At 60.1% G+C, this 16,340-nt stretch carries 18 protein-coding genes, 1 tRNA gene and 1 pseudogene; 7 read left to right on the top strand and 13 right to left on the bottom strand.

Features of this window, described 5'->3' with window-relative positions; translation table 11 throughout:
- The first annotated feature begins 9 nt into the window (after window positions 1–9).
- Entirely contained in the window at window positions 10–1,158 is a 1,149-nt protein-coding gene (yiaY, locus tag Q7C33_RS18660; RefSeq protein WP_030138462.1) for an L-threonine dehydrogenase, read from the top strand.
- On the opposite strand, the gene Q7C33_RS18655 is transcribed toward yiaY, so the two are convergent.
- Both Q7C33_RS18655 and Q7C33_RS18650 read right to left on the bottom strand, forming a co-directional pair.
- On the bottom strand, window positions 1,155–2,318 hold the full coding sequence (locus tag Q7C33_RS18655; RefSeq protein WP_407683918.1) for an MFS transporter: 1,164 nt from the start codon (window positions 2,316–2,318) through the stop codon (window positions 1,155–1,157). The genes yiaY and Q7C33_RS18655 overlap by 4 nt on opposite strands.
- Window positions 2,319–2,330: 12 nt before the next feature.
- A complete protein-coding gene (locus Q7C33_RS18650) occupies window positions 2,331–3,566 on the bottom strand; it encodes an aminotransferase class I/II-fold pyridoxal phosphate-dependent enzyme (protein WP_217860157.1) in 1,236 nt (411 codons plus the stop codon).
- Window positions 3,567–4,009: 443 nt separating this feature from the next.
- Here Q7C33_RS18650 and Q7C33_RS18645 point away from each other — a divergent pair, with 443 nt between their 5' ends.
- From Q7C33_RS18645 to Q7C33_RS18635, 3 genes are all read left to right on the top strand, one after another.
- On the top strand, window positions 4,010–5,359 hold the full coding sequence (locus Q7C33_RS18645; RefSeq protein ID WP_198797113.1) for a sensor domain-containing protein: 1,350 nt from the start codon (window positions 4,010–4,012) through the stop codon (window positions 5,357–5,359).
- A 349-nt stretch (window positions 5,360–5,708) separates the two neighbouring features.
- Window positions 5,709–6,212: a DUF4142 domain-containing protein gene (locus tag Q7C33_RS18640; RefSeq protein WP_198797114.1), complete on the top strand. Its 504-nt coding sequence runs from the start codon at window positions 5,709–5,711 to the stop codon at window positions 6,210–6,212.
- 77 nt (window positions 6,213–6,289) lie between these two features.
- Window positions 6,290–7,198: an SDR family oxidoreductase gene (locus Q7C33_RS18635; protein WP_030138467.1), complete on the top strand. Its 909-nt coding sequence runs from the start codon at window positions 6,290–6,292 to the stop codon at window positions 7,196–7,198.
- Window positions 7,199–7,243: 45 nt separating this feature from the next.
- On the opposite strand, the gene Q7C33_RS18630 is transcribed toward Q7C33_RS18635, so the two are convergent.
- The gene (locus Q7C33_RS18630) at window positions 7,244–7,648 is read right to left on the bottom strand and encodes a low affinity iron permease family protein (RefSeq protein WP_030138468.1); all 405 of its coding nucleotides are present in this window, start codon (window positions 7,646–7,648) and stop codon (window positions 7,244–7,246) included.
- Window positions 7,649–7,824: 176 nt separating this feature from the next.
- Here Q7C33_RS18630 and Q7C33_RS18625 point away from each other — a divergent pair, with 176 nt between their 5' ends.
- Complete coding sequence (locus tag Q7C33_RS18625) at window positions 7,825–7,971, top strand: hypothetical protein (RefSeq protein ID WP_217860155.1); 147 nt, start codon at window positions 7,825–7,827, stop codon at window positions 7,969–7,971.
- Between the two features lie 123 nt (window positions 7,972–8,094).
- On the opposite strand, the gene Q7C33_RS18620 is transcribed toward Q7C33_RS18625, so the two are convergent.
- The 3 genes from Q7C33_RS18620 to Q7C33_RS18610 form a co-directional block, all read right to left on the bottom strand.
- Window positions 8,095–8,505, bottom strand: a complete 411-nt coding sequence (locus tag Q7C33_RS18620) for a type II toxin-antitoxin system HicB family antitoxin (RefSeq protein ID WP_323154539.1) — start codon at window positions 8,503–8,505, stop codon at window positions 8,095–8,097.
- On the bottom strand, window positions 8,506–8,721 hold the full coding sequence (locus tag Q7C33_RS18615; RefSeq protein ID WP_030138470.1) for a type II toxin-antitoxin system HicA family toxin: 216 nt from the start codon (window positions 8,719–8,721) through the stop codon (window positions 8,506–8,508).
- A gap of 276 nt (window positions 8,722–8,997) precedes the next feature.
- Window positions 8,998–9,627 carry a LysE family translocator gene (locus tag Q7C33_RS18610; protein WP_217860153.1) on the bottom strand — a complete coding sequence of 210 codons (630 nt, stop codon included), beginning with the start codon at window positions 9,625–9,627 and terminating at the stop codon, window positions 8,998–9,000.
- A gap of 144 nt (window positions 9,628–9,771) precedes the next feature.
- Between Q7C33_RS18610 and Q7C33_RS18605 the strand changes: the two genes are divergently transcribed.
- Together Q7C33_RS18605 and Q7C33_RS18600 are read left to right on the top strand one after the other, a co-directional pair.
- Window positions 9,772–10,248, top strand: a complete 477-nt coding sequence (locus Q7C33_RS18605; protein ID WP_030138472.1) for an Lrp/AsnC family transcriptional regulator — start codon at window positions 9,772–9,774, stop codon at window positions 10,246–10,248.
- A 172-nt stretch (window positions 10,249–10,420) separates the two neighbouring features.
- Window positions 10,421–10,606, top strand: a complete 186-nt coding sequence (locus Q7C33_RS18600; protein WP_198797119.1) for a hypothetical protein — start codon at window positions 10,421–10,423, stop codon at window positions 10,604–10,606.
- Window positions 10,607–10,612: 6 nt separating this feature from the next.
- Here the strand turns inward: Q7C33_RS18600 and Q7C33_RS18595 are convergent, their stop codons facing one another.
- The 7 genes and pseudogenes from Q7C33_RS18595 to atzF form a co-directional block, all read right to left on the bottom strand.
- Window positions 10,613–11,209, bottom strand: coding sequence for a hypothetical protein (locus tag Q7C33_RS18595; protein ID WP_407683917.1), 597 nt, complete (start codon window positions 11,207–11,209; stop codon window positions 10,613–10,615).
- 121 nt (window positions 11,210–11,330) lie between these two features.
- Window positions 11,331–11,404: transfer RNA gene (locus Q7C33_RS18590), tRNA-Gly, on the bottom strand.
- 145 nt (window positions 11,405–11,549) lie between these two features.
- Window positions 11,550–12,434 (bottom strand): alpha/beta fold hydrolase, encoded by an 885-nt coding sequence (locus Q7C33_RS18585; protein ID WP_030138315.1) that lies wholly within the window; start codon window positions 12,432–12,434, stop codon window positions 11,550–11,552.
- 309 nt (window positions 12,435–12,743) lie between these two features.
- Entirely contained in the window at window positions 12,744–13,436 is a 693-nt protein-coding gene (locus Q7C33_RS18580; RefSeq protein ID WP_407683916.1) for a pseudouridine synthase, read from the bottom strand.
- A gap of 35 nt (window positions 13,437–13,471) precedes the next feature.
- Window positions 13,472–13,690, bottom strand: coding sequence for a cysteine-rich CWC family protein (locus tag Q7C33_RS18575; RefSeq protein ID WP_030138313.1), 219 nt, complete (start codon window positions 13,688–13,690; stop codon window positions 13,472–13,474).
- Window positions 13,683–14,339 (bottom strand): annotated as a pseudogene (locus Q7C33_RS18570) (GGDEF domain-containing protein); the annotation flags it as partial. The gene Q7C33_RS18575 and the pseudogene Q7C33_RS18570, both read right to left, overlap by 8 nt.
- 211 nt (window positions 14,340–14,550) lie before the next feature.
- The gene (gene atzF / locus Q7C33_RS18565; RefSeq protein WP_407683915.1) at window positions 14,551–16,329 is read right to left on the bottom strand and encodes an allophanate hydrolase; all 1,779 of its coding nucleotides are present in this window, start codon (window positions 16,327–16,329) and stop codon (window positions 14,551–14,553) included.
- Between the last annotated feature and the right edge of the window lie 11 nt (window positions 16,330–16,340).

The following is a 16,340-nucleotide window of genomic DNA, read 5'->3' as shown; positions in this document are numbered from 1 at the left end:
CGTGTCCCCATGAGCAGCACTTTTTTCATTCCCGCCGTGAACATCATGGGCCTGGGTTGCCTCGACGAGGCGATGACCGCCATCCGCAACTACGGCTTTCGCAAGGCACTGATCGTCACCGACGCGGGGTTGGCGAAGGCCGGCGTGGCCTCCAAGGTGGCCGAGTTGCTGGCATTACAGGATGTCGACGCGGTGATCTACGACGGTGCCAAGCCCAACCCGAGCATCGCCAACGTTGAACTCGGGCTCGGCTTGCTGAAGGAAAGCCGCTGCGATTTCATCGTGTCGCTGGGTGGTGGCTCTCCCCATGATTGCGCCAAGGGCATCGCGTTGTGCGCGACCAATGGCGGGCAGATCCGCGACTACGAAGGCGTCGACCGCTCCAGCAAGCCGCAACTGCCGCTGATCGCCATCAACACCACGGCAGGCACCGCCAGTGAAATGACCCGTTTCTGCATCATCACGGACGAGACGCGTCATGTGAAAATGGCCATCGTCGACCGCAACGTCACGCCGCTGATGTCGGTCAACGACCCGGCCCTCATGGTGGCGATGCCAAAAGGATTGACCGCCGCGACCGGCATGGATGCGCTGACCCATGCGATCGAGGCTTATGTCTCCACCGCCGCCACGCCCATCACCGACGCCTGCGCCCTCAAAGCGATTACCTTGATCAGCAACAACCTGCGCCTGGCCGTGCGTGACGGCAATGACTTGGCCGCACGGGAGAACATGGCTTACGCGCAGTTTCTGGCGGGGATGGCATTCAACAATGCTTCGCTGGGTTTCGTGCATGCGATGGCGCATCAGTTGGGCGGCTTCTATGACTTGCCCCATGGCGTGTGCAACGCCGTGTTGCTGCCCCATGTGCAGAGTTTCAATGCCGCGGTCTGTGCCGTCCGGCTGACGGACGTAGCCCATGCCATGGGGGCCGATATTCGTGGGTTCAGCCCTGAAGAAGGTGCGCAATCCGCCATCGCGGCGATTCGCAGCCTGGCCGTGGATGTGGACATTCCAGCGGGCTTGCGTGAGCTGGGCGTGCGCCTCAATGACGTGCCGGTACTCGCCGCCAACGCCTTGAAGGATGCCTGCGGCCTGACCAACCCGCGAGCGGCGGACCAGCGCCAGATCGAGGAAATTTTCCGCGGCGCGTTCTAAGTGGCCCGAGGCGGCATGAACCTGACGCACAACATCGCCGCCATCGCCAACAGCGTGCACAACAGCGCCAATGGCCAGGCCTGTTGACTCAACAACAGGCTGGCCAAGGCGCCGATCGCGGAGGCCATCAACTGGTGCAGGAAACCGCTCAGTGCCATGGCGTATGCGCCGGCGACTGGCGAGCCCTCGTTCGCCAATGACAGGCTGATGGGGTAGTTCAACGACTGGCCGAACACCGCGAAGCAGTACGGGAGCCAGAACAGCGGGGCAACACTGCCCAATGCAATGCTTCCCGCCAGCATGGTCACGCTGCCGCCCAGCACGAGCGCGATGCCCCAGCCCATCAGTCGACGCTGGCCGGTGCGTAGCACGAATGCATTCACCGCCAACGCGCCGAGCAGGTACGCCGCGCTGATCGGCCAGCCCAACAGGCCGTATTCGATGGCGGACCAATGGAAACTTTCCTGCAGGATCAGCGGCGCACCGGTGTTGAAGGCGATGATCACGCCATACCCCAGCCCACCTGCCAGTGCAGGTAGCAGAAAACCGCGATGCCTGACGATTTGGCCGTACACGTGCCACGCCGATTGCCCACTGTTTACTTCGGTCAATATCGGAAACCGGGCCCTGGACACCGCCGCTGCCATCACCAGGCTGACCGCACCCAAGCCCAGGAAAATCGCCTCCCACCCGAACGCGAGCTGGATCAACGAACCGAGGTACTGGCCGATGCCGAGGGCAACCACGAAGGCGATCGATATCCACGACAGCGCCTTGGCCAGCACGTCGCCGCTGAACGTGTCGCGGATCAACACCCGCGCCATCACCGAAATACCGCTGGCACCGATGCCCTGGATCAACCTGAACGTCAAGAACGCTTCCAGTGACGTGCCCAACGGCAAGGCCAGGTTGCCCAGGCCGTACAGGACCAATGCCGCAAGCAAGACGGGTTTGCGCCCGAGCCGCTGGCTCAGGCTGCCCCATGACAGCATGGGCAGCGCCATGCCGATCAGGTAGACCGACAATCCCCACGACACCTGGGCCGCATTGGCCTTGAGGTCCAGGGCAATGTCAGGCACGGCCGGCAGGTAGATGCTCATGCCCAGTTGTGCGAGGAAAACGGTGGCGCAGGTGACGATCAGGGTTGTGCGGTTGTTCATCAAGGGCTCGATTCAAGGGCGAGTGTCGCGCCCGTGGGCCAACAGCAGGTCAATGACCTGCTCGCAGAACGAACGGATCACCTCAGGCGTCATGTCGGCACGCAGGGTGATCCGGATCGCGGCTTTGTCTTGTGGCACCACGGGGAAAAAGACCGCTGAGGTGAAATACCCCAGTTCGGCGAGTTCAACCGCGAGACGCGTGGCCAGGACCGCCTCGCCGCAGTGCACCAGGCGAATCGCCATGGGGCTGGCGTACTGTTCGGTGCGGATAAGGCTGTCGAACAGCCGGATATTAGCTTGCAAACGCTCCTGCAACGAACTGAATTCGGGACTGCGGTGCAAGCGGATCGAGGCCATGCCTGCGCCGATAGCGGCCGAATTCAGGCTTTGCGACCAATTGCTTGGGCCGCCGTAACGTTGCACCAGGGTCTTGTGCCGTTCACTGCCAAACATGGCCAGTCCACCGCTGGCACCGAATGATTTGGCCAGCGAGGCGACAATCAGGGTGCGTTCGTCCACCGCCTGGATTCGCGATCGCACCAGGCCAATGCCGGAGGGCCCCACGGCGGACAACGCATGGGAATCGTCCAGATAAAGGAACAGGCCATGGCGCTGCTTGAGACACATCAGGCTATCCAGGTCCGCCATGCCGCCCATGCTGTAGGCGCTGTCCGCCACGTAGGTCACGTTAGCGTGGCGTTTGCACACGTCTTCGAGGAAGTCCATGTCGTTGTGTGGGCAGGTGATGACCTGGGTTTCATCCGCACAGGCGGCCTTGATATGGTTCATCGAGTAATGGGCCTGCTTGTCGAAGACCATGACCGGTGGTCGATTGCCGGTCAAGGCACCGCTGGCCAGCAACGGCAGTATTCCCGAGCTCGCTGCGCTGCAAGACAATGCACTGAGGCAACTGGCGCCGAACAACTCCGACAGTTGGCTTTCGTATTGGTCGAGGATTTCCAGCTTGCAGCGATTTTTCGAGTTGGCAACGCGCAGGGTTCCGGCTTCCCATAGCGCCGTCATGGCTCCATCCAGCAAGGCGGGGTGATAATCCAGGCCCAGGTAGGATGTCGTACAGAAGTGGTGGAAGGTCCGACCATGCTGGTCGACCAGCACATTGGGGCTCTCGATGTGCACATTCAATCCGGCGGCTTTTCCGGTGTCGGCGTTCTGCCAGTCCTGGTCCGCCAGGGAAATCACCTTGCGATAGTTGCTGAAGCGATGGGGTGGTAGCGCAGTCTGGTTCATGGTTCGAGTACATTCCTTGGTGATGCGTTGCTGTCCGTGGGTGTTTCACTTTGTGTGTATGTCGAGACTTTACAGACTGCTGGGCAGGGCTTTGAATCGGCTGTTTCCGGTGTATTTGAGAGTGATCGGAGAGTTCTACGTAGGACCTTGCCTAGGGAGATGGACGGGAAATCCATTTGCGGCGTGGGAGTAGGGTTTCGACCCGTGAATTTGCTGCGTTTGCTACCCTGCGCGCGTGGTCAACCCATTGAATATGGATTTCGCTTCGGTCTTGTCCATCGCGTGTTGGCAAAATGATGTCAATTTTCCAAGGGCGGTCCCATTGCCTGCGCTATCCTCATCGGTAATGTGGGTATACGTGGTTGCGCATGTCTGCAGGGCGGCGCGGATTGACGGATGCCCGGTTCTCCCATGGCTGTATCACCCGGATGGCTTACCGCGTCATGGATACTCGAAATCCCGCGCCGCTGGCCAGTTACCTCGATTTGTTGCTGGACGCCGTATGTGCCGTCGACGCCCAAGGCTGTTTCGTGTTCGTCAGTGCGGCGTGCGAGCGCATTCTGGGCTACACGCCACAGGAGCTGATCGGCCGGCGAATGATCGACCTGGTGCATCCCGCCGACCGCCAGCGGACCCTCGACGCTGCGCGGGAAATCATGGAGGGCGAGCCTAAGCTCAATTTCGAGAACCGCTACCTGCGCAAGGACGGTGGCGTGGTGCATATCCTGTGGTCGGCCCGCTGGTCGGAGGCTGACCAACTGCGCATCGCGGTGGCGCGTGACATCACCGAGCGCAAGCAGGCGGAGTCCCGTCAGGCGGCGTTGTATGCGATCTCCGAGGCAGCCCATGCCGCCGCCGACCTGCTGGCCTTGCTCAAGCGCGTCCACCTGATCATCGGCGAGTGGCTACCGGCGCTGAATTTTTCGGTGGCGCTGTATGACGAGCAATGCGAGCAGATCGACTTTGCGTATCACGTCGACGATCGAGAGCGACAACCCGAATTGCCCGGTACGATGATCGGACGCTTGTGCGCCGAAGTCATCCGCAGTGGTCAGCCGATCCTGCTCACCCCCGGTTGCAGTGCCTTGCCCGCGGAGTTCCATGACCTAGTGTCGACGCCGCAATCGCCTTGTTGGCTGGGCGTGCCGCTGAATTCGCAGAACGGTACGATCGGTGCCTTGATCGTCAAGAGTGCCCCGGACAGCGAACGCTACACCGAACAAGACAAGGAATTGCTGCAATACGTCTGTGCGCAGATCACCCTCGCCATCGAGCGCCAGCAATTGCACGCCCGGTTGCAGCACATGGCGCAGTACGACCAACTGACCCAGGTGCCCAATCGCGAGCTGCTGCGCGAGCGGTTCAAGGCTGCGCTGGCCACGGCCCGTGCCGCGTCGGGGCGGATGGCCTTGCTGTATATCGACCTGGATCGTTTCAAGCAGGTCAACGACACCTATGGCCACGGCGTTGGCGACATGTTGTTGCAAGCGGTGGCGAGTCGGCTCAGGGGCTGCATTCGCGAAACCGACACCGTCGCGCGCATCGGCGGTGATGAATTTGTCGTCTTGTTGCACAGCATCCAGAACGTCACAGACGCCGAGCGGGTGCAGGCAAAAATCCGCCGTGCATTGGCTGAGCCGCTGCGGCTGGATGGCCACTGCCTGAGTATCGAACCGAGCATCGGCGTGGCCTGCTTTCCCGACCATGGCACCGAAGACATCACCCTGTTCCGCCACGCCGACGAGGCGATGTACGCCGCCAAGCGTCACAACCACCGAGCCTTCGGCATCTGAGTCCGCGCCACCGTTCGTCGTGGCATTCGTGTGTTTTTCAAACCTTGAGACTTGGGCCATTTCCAATGAAATACGGGGCATGCGTGCCCGTCATTTCTTGCAATACGGAGGGCCGGGCCATGCGCGGATCTAGCAACATTTATCCGGGAAACGTCGTCCACGATCGAACGAAGGTGTCCGAAGCAGGTCGCAAAAGTGGGAGAACCACCATCGCGAGCGTCGATAAAAGCCCGCTGAAGGCCGAGATTGGCCGCAAGCCGGGTCGCACGTCTCGCTGAATACCCAACGGTGGTTCTGATTTCTGCGACGGAAATTGCGTCGCGACTTTATTTCAGAGGAGGGCGCGACCATGAGCCGGATGGCCACCTTTTTACGCACCACCAGTGTTGTCGTGCTGATGGGCCTGGGTGCCAACAGTGCCTGGGCCCAGTCACCTGTCGAATTCATCAACGATGCATCCGCCAAAGGCATGGCCGACATCGAGGCCAGCCGTGAGGCGCATTCGAAAGCGGAGTCACGGGAGGTCAAGGACTATACCATCATGGTGATCAACGACCGCACCACCGCCAACCAACATTTGGCGAAAATCGCCAAGAAGCTCGACTTGCCTGTCGCGCCACGGGAAGAGGTGGCGGACAAGGCCAAGACCCTGATGCCGCAGGTGGCCGAGGGCGAGTCGTTCGAAGCGGCTTATGCCGCCAGCCAGGTCAAGGCCACTGAAGAAGCCATCGAGCAGATCCAGCAGCAGGCCCAGACCACCGACGTGCCGGAGATCAAGGCGTTCGCTGATGAAACGCTGCCCAAGCTGCAAACCCATCTCGAGATGGCCAGGGCGTTGCAGGCCAGCCGCTGATCCACTGCACCGACTTATGTCCAGGACCGGGGCGCCAACGTCCCGGCTCGTTTTGCCCGCAAGAAAGGAGAACCTCGATGTCTACACGCCGAGAACCCAACCAATACGCGATGCAGAATCCGCTGACCCAATACCCGCGTCCGGAATTTCCGGACCAGCCGCAGTCCCCGCCGGGCATCGACCAGGACATGCTGCCGCAACCCGATCATGGCGAAAAATCCTATCAAGGCTTCGGCCGCCTGGAAGGGCGCAAGGCACTGATCACCGGCGGTGACTCCGGGATCGGTCGCGCCGCCGCCATCGCCTACGCCCGGGAAGGCGCCGATGTCGCGATCAATTACCTGCCCAGCGAAGAGCGCGACGCCCAGCAAGTCATCGAACTGATCAAGGCTGAGGGCCGCAAGGCCATCGCCATCCCTGGCGACCTCAAGGATGAAGCGTTCTGTGCGCAAATGGTCAAGATGGCGCAACAGCAACTCGACGGCCTGGATATCCTGGTCAATGTCGCCGGTAAGCAGGAGGCGCAAAAAGACATCGCCGATATCACCACCGCGCAGTTCGACGACACCATGAAAACCAACATCTATGCGATGTTCTGGATCTGCAAGACTGCGGTGCCACTGATGCCGGCCGGTGCGACCATCATTAATACGGCGTCGATCCAATCCTACGATCCGTCCGCGACGCTGCTGGACTACGCCACCACCAAGGCGGCGATCGTGGCGTTCACCAAGGCGTTGGCCGGGCAAGTCATCAGCAAGGGCATCCGTGTCAATGCAGTTGCGCCGGGGCCGATCTGGACCGTGCTGCAACCCAGCGGGGGACAACCACGGGAAAAGATTCCTACGTTTGGCTCCCAGGTTCCGATGAAACGTCCCGGACAGCCTGCGGAATGCGCGCCGCTTTATGTGCTGCTTGCATCGCAAGAGTCGAGTTATATCACCGGGGAAGTGTTTGGCGTGACGGGAGGCAACCCGTTGCCCTGATGCGCAAAAAATGCGCGAGTGGCATGGACCACTCGCGCCTCTGCATCAGCACTGGTTCAAGTCGATCTTGTTCTTCTGCTCAATACCGTCAAGGCTCTTGGCTTCGTCTTTGCCCATGTCCTGATATTGCTTGCGCAGCGCTTCAAGTTGCTTGAGGTCCAGCGATTCGAGACCGAGCATTGCGTTCTGCGCGTCCTTGGACGCCCGCAGCAATTCATCGATTTTCAAATGCAAGATATCCGTATCGCGGTTCTGGGTGTTCTGGATCAGGAACACCATCAGGAAGGTGATGATGGTTGTCGAGGTGTTGATGATCAATTGCCAGGTGTCGTTGAAACCGAAGAAAGGTCCGCTGGCAGCCCAGAGCGCCAACAACACGATGGCCCCCAGGAATGTCTTGGGGCTCCCCGCCCAGAGGGACAGTTTTTGCGCGATTTTTGCGAACGTCATTGCCGTGTTTCCTTATGGGATGCACCTGTCTGGTGTGACAGCAACGAGTCGGTGAAAATTCTACTTACATTTCAACCGCAAACGTTCGTCGACGTTCATCGTCCGGCACGATGACAGTCGCAACCATTGCCACGCTCGCAGGTCACTCCTTAAAGCCCCCAGCATCGGAGTCCATCATGAATTTCGCCCGCACTTTTTGCCTCGCCTGCTGCCTGTTCGCCCTGCACGGCTGTTTTGACAACTCGGGTAACGAGACCAAGGACAACACCGACGGCACCAAATCTTCGGTGCAGATGCAGGAGTCCAAGCCGGAGAGCAAATAAGGACCAAACCTGTGGGACCGAGCTTGCTCGCGATGGCGTCAGATCAGCAGCCTCGCTGTCGACTGATTAGCCGCTATCGCGAGCAAGCTCGCTCCCACAGGTTTGTATTTTGTCAGCGGTTGCTCATCGCCCTTGTTGCAGCACCTTCAGCGCTGCCGATGCCAGGAAGCCGGAGCGGCTCTTCTCTTCAGGATGATTCAACACATATTCATCAATCCGGTTGAGCAGGTAGCCGGGCAACGTGATGTTGAGTTTCTGCGCCTTGCCCAGGTATTTGGTCACATCAATATCCACCAGCGCCCAAGTGCAGCCGGCATATTGTGGATTGGCTGCATGCAGGGTAACGGTATTGGCCGATGGAATCGGTGAGCCGTCTTCAGCCAGAATCTCGAAATGCCCCTCGATCGCCTCACGCGCCATCGCCATGGCCTCATCCAGGTCGTCACCTGCGGAAAAACAACCGGGAATATCCGGCACCTCAACACCCCAGGCGTGCTTGTCATCGCCCATGGAAATCGCAATCGGGTAAAGCATTCAATCGTCCTCCGGAAAAACGGGGCAACTGGCTGTCTGGAGAAGGGCCTGTTGCAAGATACTGATGGCCGTCTTCTTGAGCAGGTCCTTCTTGGGATGAGGAACCGTGACCAGCCCCGGTTTGGTCGGGTGCTTGAAGTGATGGTGACTGCCTCGGATACGCACCAGGTACCAACCATCCGCAACAATTTGGCTTATCAAGAATCGGCTATTCACAACACCTCCCTGTGGTGTTATTGGTGGTTACTATACCTACTGATGAGGAATGATCAACACCATAACCACCGTGAGCGACGGTTGGGACTGGTGGGCGCTTCGCTTGAAGTCTAGAAGCGGCGTCGGGCCAGAGCGGGATAGGGCGGGGTTGGCTTTATTTAGGGATGTGAGATGAGGGGCTGATATAGACGTGGCGAGGGAGCTTGCTCCCGCTGGGCTGCGAAGCAGCCCCGGTTTTGAGCCGTTTTCCCAGTAGGACTCCTTTATCCACAGGACCTACGACTGCTGCACAAACGTCAGCCGCACCGCAAAACCAATCAGCAAACTCCCAAACAACCATTGTTGCGCGCGCTGGGCCGAAGGCGAGCGTCGAAGCCAGCGTCCGAGTGCGACACCCACCAATGCATAGGCGGAATCGAACAGCAGGCCAACGCCGACCAGCACCATACCCAAGATTGCGAATTGCTCCAGCACCGGCCCGTCCTGTGGATGGATGAACTGCGGCAGCAACACCGAGCAAAACAGCAAGGCCTTGGGGTTGAGCAGGTTCGTCAGCAGGCCGCGCTGGATCGCCTGGTGCCATTGTCGCTTTCCGATCGCAGGTGCGTCTCCTTCGAAGCTGGGCAACAACGTCGTCCGCAAACATTGAAACCCGATCCAAGCCAGGTAAGCAGCCCCGGCCAGGCGCACCACATCGAAGGTCCAGGGTGCCGTCTTGAACAATACCGAGAGGCCCATCGCTGCCAACGCGACATGGCATGCCCGGGCAATCCCCAATCCTACCGCCGTCGCTAGCGCCGCGGCCCGGCCCTGACGGGCGCCGGTTTGCAGCACGAGAATCATGTCCGGCCCGGGCAACAGGTACGCCACCGTCAACGCCATGAAAAACAGCCAGAGCTCTGTCATCGCACACCCCCGCAATCAGTGAATTGAAGGTGTCAGTCTATGGCCGAAGGGCAGGGCAGGTGGTTGCGTACTCAGCTTCTAAAGCTTTAGAAATTGGCATAACCTGCCAAGTGGTTCAGTCATATAAATTGAAAATGCCAAATTATGAAACTTGACGGTTACGACCGCAAAATCCTGACGGCACTGCAACGGGACGGGCGGTTGAGCAATGTGCAACTGGCCGAAGAAATCGGCTTGTCGCCGTCACCGTGCCTGCGCCGTGTGCGGATGCTCGAAGAAGCGGGAGTGATTCGCGGCTATCAAGCCATCCTGGACCGCGATGAAGTAGGCCTTGGTATGACGATCTTTGTCGGCATCAAGGTCGAACGGCACACCGACGAAAGAGCCGAGGCGTTTCGTCAAGCAGTGACCGCACTGCCCGAGGTGATCTCGGCGTTCCTAGTGTCGGGCGAGTCAGACTTCCTGCTGCAGGTGGTGGTGCCCGACCTGCGGGCCTATGACCGGTTCGTCACAGGCAAGCTGCTGAAGCTGCCAGGAGTGAGTGATATTCGCAGCAATTTTGCAATTAACACGGTGAAGGCGCCGGGACCGTTGCCGTTGGGGCATTTGGCTGGGGACTGAGGCCGTTGTCTGTCGTACGCAACTTGCTGGTTTTGCCTACAAACCACGCGGAAATCACCCACTATCCGTAACCGAGCAGATAGGAAATAGTGGCTTTAGAAGCACGCCACTCACATTGCTCAAAGTAGTCCAAGGGCTCAACTCGAGCCGCAGCCTCGTAGGAGAAAGAAACGTGCCCGCACCTCGTAATTATCAAGCGAGCATCGAGCAATTACATCAAGAGGTGGAAGCGCTAGCCGAAGAAATGAGGCGCCCGGCCCCGACTAAAATCCGGGTTACGTTGCTGCCGTTCAGCATCGGTGCTGCGTTTGCCCTGACCATGTTTGCAGTTATCGCTTTTGCGTTGAAGCATGTTTGATTCTCGCTAAATCAAATCGTCGGTGTGGTCCCCTGACGTGCTCTTCAAAGCTCCTGCCGCGCAACGTCTCGCAATCGCCTTCAGCATGCTCCGACGGATGAGGCCACTGACCGGACGAATCAAATACCAATAGGCAGTAAAACTTCGCAATGCATCAGCATCGATGCACTGTACCCGTGTCTGGGTAGTGACTCTTGTCAGACCCGGTTGTAGGGACTGGCAGGTGAAGTTTATCGCCAGCTTCACATTGCCCGGTTCGTTGAAGGCCTCGAACGCTTCGGCATCAGCGATGAAGACTTGGCCGTAGTCGGCTTTCCAGAGCTTGCCGGCGAGCCCGTAGGCAATCTCTGCGTCGCCATTGCGCTGGAGCAGCGTGAAGTTATCCAGGCCGAATGACGCGGATTGACCGGCGCGGTGGGATTGAGAATGGCCCAACAGTCGCATCGGCAACTCGCGAAGCTTGATTGCGTACCGAAACAATCGGACGTCTTCGGGGCGATGGGCCAGGATTGCCGCCATTGCGCTGGGCGGATCTGTCGGAACATCCAAGGCATGGAGTTCCCGAAATTGGTACGCAGGCAGGTATGAGTCGATCAGGTGCATCCTTGCTTCCTTCTATATTTGCTGAAATTCCACAAATCGCAGACCAAAAAAAACCGGCCACCAAGAGCCGGTTTTTTTAATCCCCCGTCAAAACCACCACGACGCAGGACCTGAATTCGATTGGAGCGGGTGAAGGGAATCGAACCCTCGTTATCAGCTTGGGAAGCTGGAGTAATGCCATTATACGACACCCGCTCAGAGCGGCTGACTTTGTACCAGATGTCGCCTTGGATTTGAAGTTTTTCTTTCCGGACGGTGAGGTTGCCGTCTGCGCAAGCCTCAAAGCAGAGCGGTCTTCGCGGGCAAGCCTCGTTGTCGGAGGCTCGCCCGCGATGACTTTTCAGATAGCCAGTGCATGGTAGTCCTGCACATAGCTGTAGCGCGGTCGGCTTTCGTGGCGGGTCGGCTTGAGGAAGCCCAGCAACGCGTCGCGGCTGTCGCGGCAGGCGGCTTTGTGTTCCATGTCCAGGAAGTGCCCGGTGGCTTGCAGCGTGGTGAAGGTGCTGTGCTGGACGTGGTCGGCAAAGAGCCTGGCGTCGGTGGCAGAGGTGTATTCGTCCCATTCACCGTTCAGGAACAGCACCGGAACGTTGACCTTCTTGGCGGCGTTGACGTAGCACTGCTGGTCGCTGTGGAGCACGTCGCTGATGTGGAAGTGCATCTGCCCGTATTCGTGCTCGGCCAGGCTGCTGACGTGGCGATAGTTGAAGCGCTTGAACAGTGGCGGCAGGTGCTTGCCGATCGTGTTGTTGACCAGGTGGCCGACACGGTCGCCGTCCAGGCTGCTCAAGTAATCCACACCGCGTTCGAGGTAGTCGCGCATCGGCGCGTTGAGCACCGGTGAGAACGAACTGATCACGGCTTTTTCGATGCGCCGTGGCCGCTGCGCCAGGGCGCTAAGCGTGGCGGCGCCGCCCCAGGAAAACGACAGCACATGCTCGGCGGCGAAGTGGTCGATCAATTCCAGGAGAATCTGACCTTCGATTTCCTTCGTGAGCATTTTCTCGTGGCGGTTGTGGGCCTTGGACTTGCCCGCGTAGGGCTGGTCGTACAACACAACGTTGAATTGCGGGTAGAGGTTTTTCGCGGTCTGAGCAAACGACGCGGTGGTGGCCATCGAGCCGTTGACCAGGATAATGGTCTTTTGCGCGGCGTCTGCGCGATAGAACTCCGTGTAAACCCGATACTGACCCTGTATATCCAGCACAGCGATTTCTGGCCTCATGTCATAAGACTCCTGGCAAGCGGGTATGCGCGCAATGAGATTGCACGGGCAATGTGACAGGTAGGCATTCGCCTGGAAGATAAGGCCCATGTCGATCCATGACAGCCGGTCGACGGGTGTTGTTATGGCGGGCAGTTTGCCGACGCATGAGGCGGAACCTGAGGGCTCCAGCCGGCAAAAAGTTTCTTAGAGGTATGGTGTGACTCGTCGGTCACATTTCGGCCGACGGTTTGATTCAAGCAGGGGGCCGGCGGTTGCGCAAGTGCTCATTGGAAATTGTTCGACACTTCTGCCCAGCGGTCATTTCCCTCAGACCAGGCAGATTTCTTCCGGGCCCAGGGCGCGATATCTCCCGGGCTCCAGATGGGCGTCCAGTACCAGCGGGCCCATCCGTTCGCGATGCAGGCGCAGCACTTTATTGTTGAAGTGACCGAACATGCGCTTGACTTGGTGATAGCGCCCTTCAACGATGCTCAACCGTGCGGACGTTGGCCCTAGCAGCGTTAGTTCCGCCGGTTGGGTGGTGAGGTCCTCGAACGCGAAGTACAGGCCTTGGGCGAAGGTGACGGCGTACTCGGCGGTGATGGTTTGCTCGGTCTCGACGTAGTAGACCTTCGGCAGCTTGGTCTGCGGTTGGGTCAGGCGCCGCGACCAACTGCCGTCATTGGTGATCAGCATCAGCCCGGTGGTGTTGAAATCCAGGCGACCGGCGATGTGCAGGTCATCCTTGTCTGGTTCGTCGAGCAAGTCGAGCACGGTACGGTGCTGCGGATCGCGTGTGGCGCTGACGCAGCCGGGCGGCTTGTGCAGCATGAAATACCGCGCCGGTCGCCCTGCTTGGAGCACTTCGTCATCCACCTCGACGCGGCTGAATTCACGCACGTGTGCCTGTGGATCGATCACGGTCTGGCCGTCGATCCGTACGCGACGCTCCACTAACAAGAGGCGGACCTGTTGGCGGTTGAAACGCGGCAGATTGCTGAGGAAGCGGTCAACGCGCATGGGCAGTACGGGCTAGGAGGCGGAGGGCCGGCATCTTACGCGATCGGTCGGGGCTTGGCGCGCAGTTGGTCATCCACGCGGGCGCACCGTGGGCACAGGCAGGATTTGTCGCGCAGCTCGGCCGGCAATGCCTGGAGCACCGCCGGGTCGATGCTCACGCCGTAGCACCAGCAGGCGCGATCGGCGGTTTCCGGGTCGGCGAGGGCGCAGTCATTGACGGCACCGCAGGCCGGACAGAGGTCAAGTTTATTCATAGCTGGAGTGAGGCATTTCCACGCAGGTTCGATTGCTCCCGGTCTGTCGGGCGCGCTGCAGCGCATGATCGGCCCGGGACAGCAGGCTGTGCAAGGTGTCTTGATCCTGCAGGGTGGTGACGCCGATGCTGATGGTGACTCGCAATTGTTTTCCGCTGCAAAAATAGCGCTGCTGCTCGATGCGCTGGCGAATCTTCTCGGCGATCTTCAGACCGTTCTGGCCGTCGGTGTCCTTGAGCAGCAGGGCGAAAGCATCGGTGCTCCAGCGGCAGATAATGTCCGAATGTCGCAGGTTATCGGTCAGGTCACGGGCGAGGCCGGTCAACAATTGATCGCTGGCGATGTGGCCATGGGTGGTGTCCAGTTGCTTGAAGTTGTCCACCTCCAGCAACAGGGCGCTCAAGGGCTTGGGCTCGCGCTGGGCTTCGTGCAGGGCTTGCACCGCCAGCAGGTCGAAACCCCGGCGATTCGGCAGTTCGGTCAGGCCGTCGAGAATGGCTTGGGCGTCGATCCGGCGCTGGTAGCTGGCAATCAACCGATAGAGCACCACGAGGGCGGCCGCTGTCACCAGCACGCCGATCAGCAGATTGAGGTAAAACGCCTTGAGGGCATTGTCCCGCAGCGAGGTGTTGGCGGCGTAATAGCCCAGCAATGAAGTCACCAGGAAGCCGGCACAGAGCAAAATGGTCAACAGCAGCAATGGTGAGCGAGGGGAATACAACGGCGAGCGAAGCGACATGGCGATTCCCTTGAAGTGACCCAATGGAATCAGTTTAGTGGCCTTGCGGAAAAAGGTATCTGGATTTGCAGTTTGTGGACGCTGTGGTGAGCGAGTGTGCTCTCCCACCACAGGTTCACCGCTATTTCTGACTGCGCAGGTAAGTTCGCCAACCTCCCAGGTGACTGATGTCCTGCGCGCCGTCCAGGCCATACGGCTCGCAAATGAACCCGCTTTCCCAGCGGCCGTCGGCCAGTTGCACCTTGCCCAGCCCAAGCGGCGCGGGAATACCAGTCAGGAACGAGCCCAATTCACTGCTCGGCAGTTCCCAGACTTCCACTTCAATCGCCACGCCACCCTCGCCGACGCGAAGCATGCCGGGACGCAATGGTGGGCCGCCGGCCAGGGCATAGAGGCGGTAATCCGGCGAGCTGAGGGTCGTCTCGATCAGATGCGCGCCACGCTGCTTGAGTTGCCCGTTCAGTGCCAACCCATCCAGATGCGCGCCGCACACCACCAATCGAGCCCGATCATGGCGCGCCGGATGGGCGGGTGTTGGCAGGCCAGGCAGTTGCTGGCGTTGCAAGGCGTCAGCCACGCCCAGCAGGTATTGATCGGTGAAAGCCCGGCCGAACAGCGTGACGCCCCAAGGCAGACCATTGGCCATGAAAGCGCTGGGCACGGCCACGGCGGCGTAGTCCAGCAGGTTCATGAAGTTGGTGTAGTAACCCAGCTCCGCGTTGCGCAGCAGCGGTTCGGCAGCGAGTTCGGCGAGCGTCACCGGGCGCCCGATGGTCGGGGTGAGCACGCAATCGAGGGCTTCCATCGCACGGTCGCATCGGGCCTTGAGCGCTTGCAGGCGGTACTGGGCGCGGAAGGTTTCGACACCCGTCACCGTAGGCGCTTTCGCCAAGACGGCGCGGATCACCGGCAACACCGCGTCGGGTTCGCGCTCGATCAATTCGCCGGCGATGCTGTAGCGTTCGGCGACCCAGGGCCCCTCGTAGAGCAAGCGTGCGGCTTCGAGGAAGGGCGACATGTCCAGCTCGACGGCTTCGCCGCCCAGGCGTTCGAGGCGCTCGATGGCTTCGCGGAACAACCGTGGGCCTTCGTCACAGCCGAAAAAATCGAGGTCTTGCCAACGGGGCACGCCGAAGCGAAAGCGTCGTGGCGCGCCGAACGCCGAGCCGTCGTTCCATTGCGGGTTGCGGCGGCTGTATTCGTCGCGCGGGTCGAGGTGCGCAGTCAGTGCCAATAGCTGGCTGGCTTCCCTCGCCGTCGCGGTGAACGTGGTCACGCAATCCAGCGTTCGGCAGGCCGGCACTACGCCTGCGGTGGAAATCAAACCTTTGGTGGCTTTCAGTCCGACCAGATTGTTCAACGCCGCAGGCACCCGACCGGAGCCTGCGGTGTCGGTGCCCAAGGCAAAACTTGTCAGACCCAGGGCCACCGCCAGCGGCGAGCCGGCACTCGAGCCACCCGACGGATAATCCGCCAGCACGCTGTTGCGACAGGCACCGTAGGGGGTGCGGGTGCCGTTGAGCCCGGTGGCGAATTGATCGAGGTTGGTCTTGCCCAGGGGAACAGCCCCCAGCGCCAGCAACTGCTCGACCACCGTCGCCGAACGTTTTGGCACGTAGGCAAACGCCGGGCAGGCGGCGGTGGTGGGAATGCCGGCCAGGTCAATGTTGTCCTTGATCGCAAACGGCACGCCATACAGCGGCAGGCTTTCCGGGTCGGCGCCTTCCAATGCTGTCAGGAAGGGTTCCAGCTCCTCGGGCGACAGCAGGTGGATGAACAGGTGATAGTCCGGGTTGAGCGCAGCGGCTTTTTCCCGCAGGGCAAGCAGCAGTTTGCGCGGTGTGATATTGCCGTTGCGGTAGGCGTCGCGCAGGTTGTCCAGACGCAGAGAGAGGTTCATCGCATTAATCC

The sequence above is a fragment of the Pseudomonas sp. BP11-1-1 genome, assembly GCF_052112105.1.
Taxonomy (GTDB): Bacteria; Pseudomonadota; Gammaproteobacteria; order Pseudomonadales; family Pseudomonadaceae; genus Aquipseudomonas; species Aquipseudomonas alvandae.
The sequence above is the reverse complement of the archived record's forward strand: the minus strand, read 5'-3'. Positions and strand labels throughout refer to the sequence as shown.

What these genes read in the sequence shown, in the direction of transcription:
- yiaY (WP_030138462.1), top strand. Translation starts at nt 10, where the DNA reads ATGAGCAGCACTTTTTTCATTCCCGCCGTGAACATCATGGGCCTGGGT.
- Q7C33_RS18655 (WP_407683918.1), bottom strand. Translation starts at nt 2,318, where the DNA reads ATGAACAACCGCACAACCCTGATCGTCACCTGCGCCACCGTTTTCCTC.
- Q7C33_RS18650 (WP_217860157.1), bottom strand. Translation starts at nt 3,566, where the DNA reads ATGAACCAGACTGCGCTACCACCCCATCGCTTCAGCAACTATCGCAAG.
- Q7C33_RS18645 (WP_198797113.1), top strand. Translation starts at nt 4,010, where the DNA reads ATGGATACTCGAAATCCCGCGCCGCTGGCCAGTTACCTCGATTTGTTG.
- Q7C33_RS18640 (WP_198797114.1), top strand. Translation starts at nt 5,709, where the DNA reads ATGAGCCGGATGGCCACCTTTTTACGCACCACCAGTGTTGTCGTGCTG.
- Q7C33_RS18635 (WP_030138467.1), top strand. Translation starts at nt 6,290, where the DNA reads ATGTCTACACGCCGAGAACCCAACCAATACGCGATGCAGAATCCGCTG.
- Q7C33_RS18630 (WP_030138468.1), bottom strand. Translation starts at nt 7,648, where the DNA reads ATGACGTTCGCAAAAATCGCGCAAAAACTGTCCCTCTGGGCGGGGAGC.
- Q7C33_RS18625 (WP_217860155.1), top strand. Translation starts at nt 7,825, where the DNA reads ATGAATTTCGCCCGCACTTTTTGCCTCGCCTGCTGCCTGTTCGCCCTG.
- Q7C33_RS18620 (WP_323154539.1), bottom strand. Translation starts at nt 8,505, where the DNA reads ATGCTTTACCCGATTGCGATTTCCATGGGCGATGACAAGCACGCCTGG.
- Q7C33_RS18610 (WP_217860153.1), bottom strand. Translation starts at nt 9,627, where the DNA reads ATGACAGAGCTCTGGCTGTTTTTCATGGCGTTGACGGTGGCGTACCTG.
- Q7C33_RS18605 (WP_030138472.1), top strand. Translation starts at nt 9,772, where the DNA reads ATGAAACTTGACGGTTACGACCGCAAAATCCTGACGGCACTGCAACGG.
- Q7C33_RS18595 (WP_407683917.1), bottom strand. Translation starts at nt 11,209, where the DNA reads ATGCACCTGATCGACTCATACCTGCCTGCGTACCAATTTCGGGAACTC.
- Q7C33_RS18585 (WP_030138315.1), bottom strand. Translation starts at nt 12,434, where the DNA reads ATGAGGCCAGAAATCGCTGTGCTGGATATACAGGGTCAGTATCGGGTT.
- Q7C33_RS18580 (WP_407683916.1), bottom strand. Translation starts at nt 13,436, where the DNA reads ATGCGCGTTGACCGCTTCCTCAGCAATCTGCCGCGTTTCAACCGCCAA.
- Q7C33_RS18575 (WP_030138313.1), bottom strand. Translation starts at nt 13,690, where the DNA reads ATGAATAAACTTGACCTCTGTCCGGCCTGCGGTGCCGTCAATGACTGC.
- atzF (WP_407683915.1), bottom strand. Translation starts at nt 16,329, where the DNA reads ATGAACCTCTCTCTGCGTCTGGACAACCTGCGCGACGCCTACCGCAAC.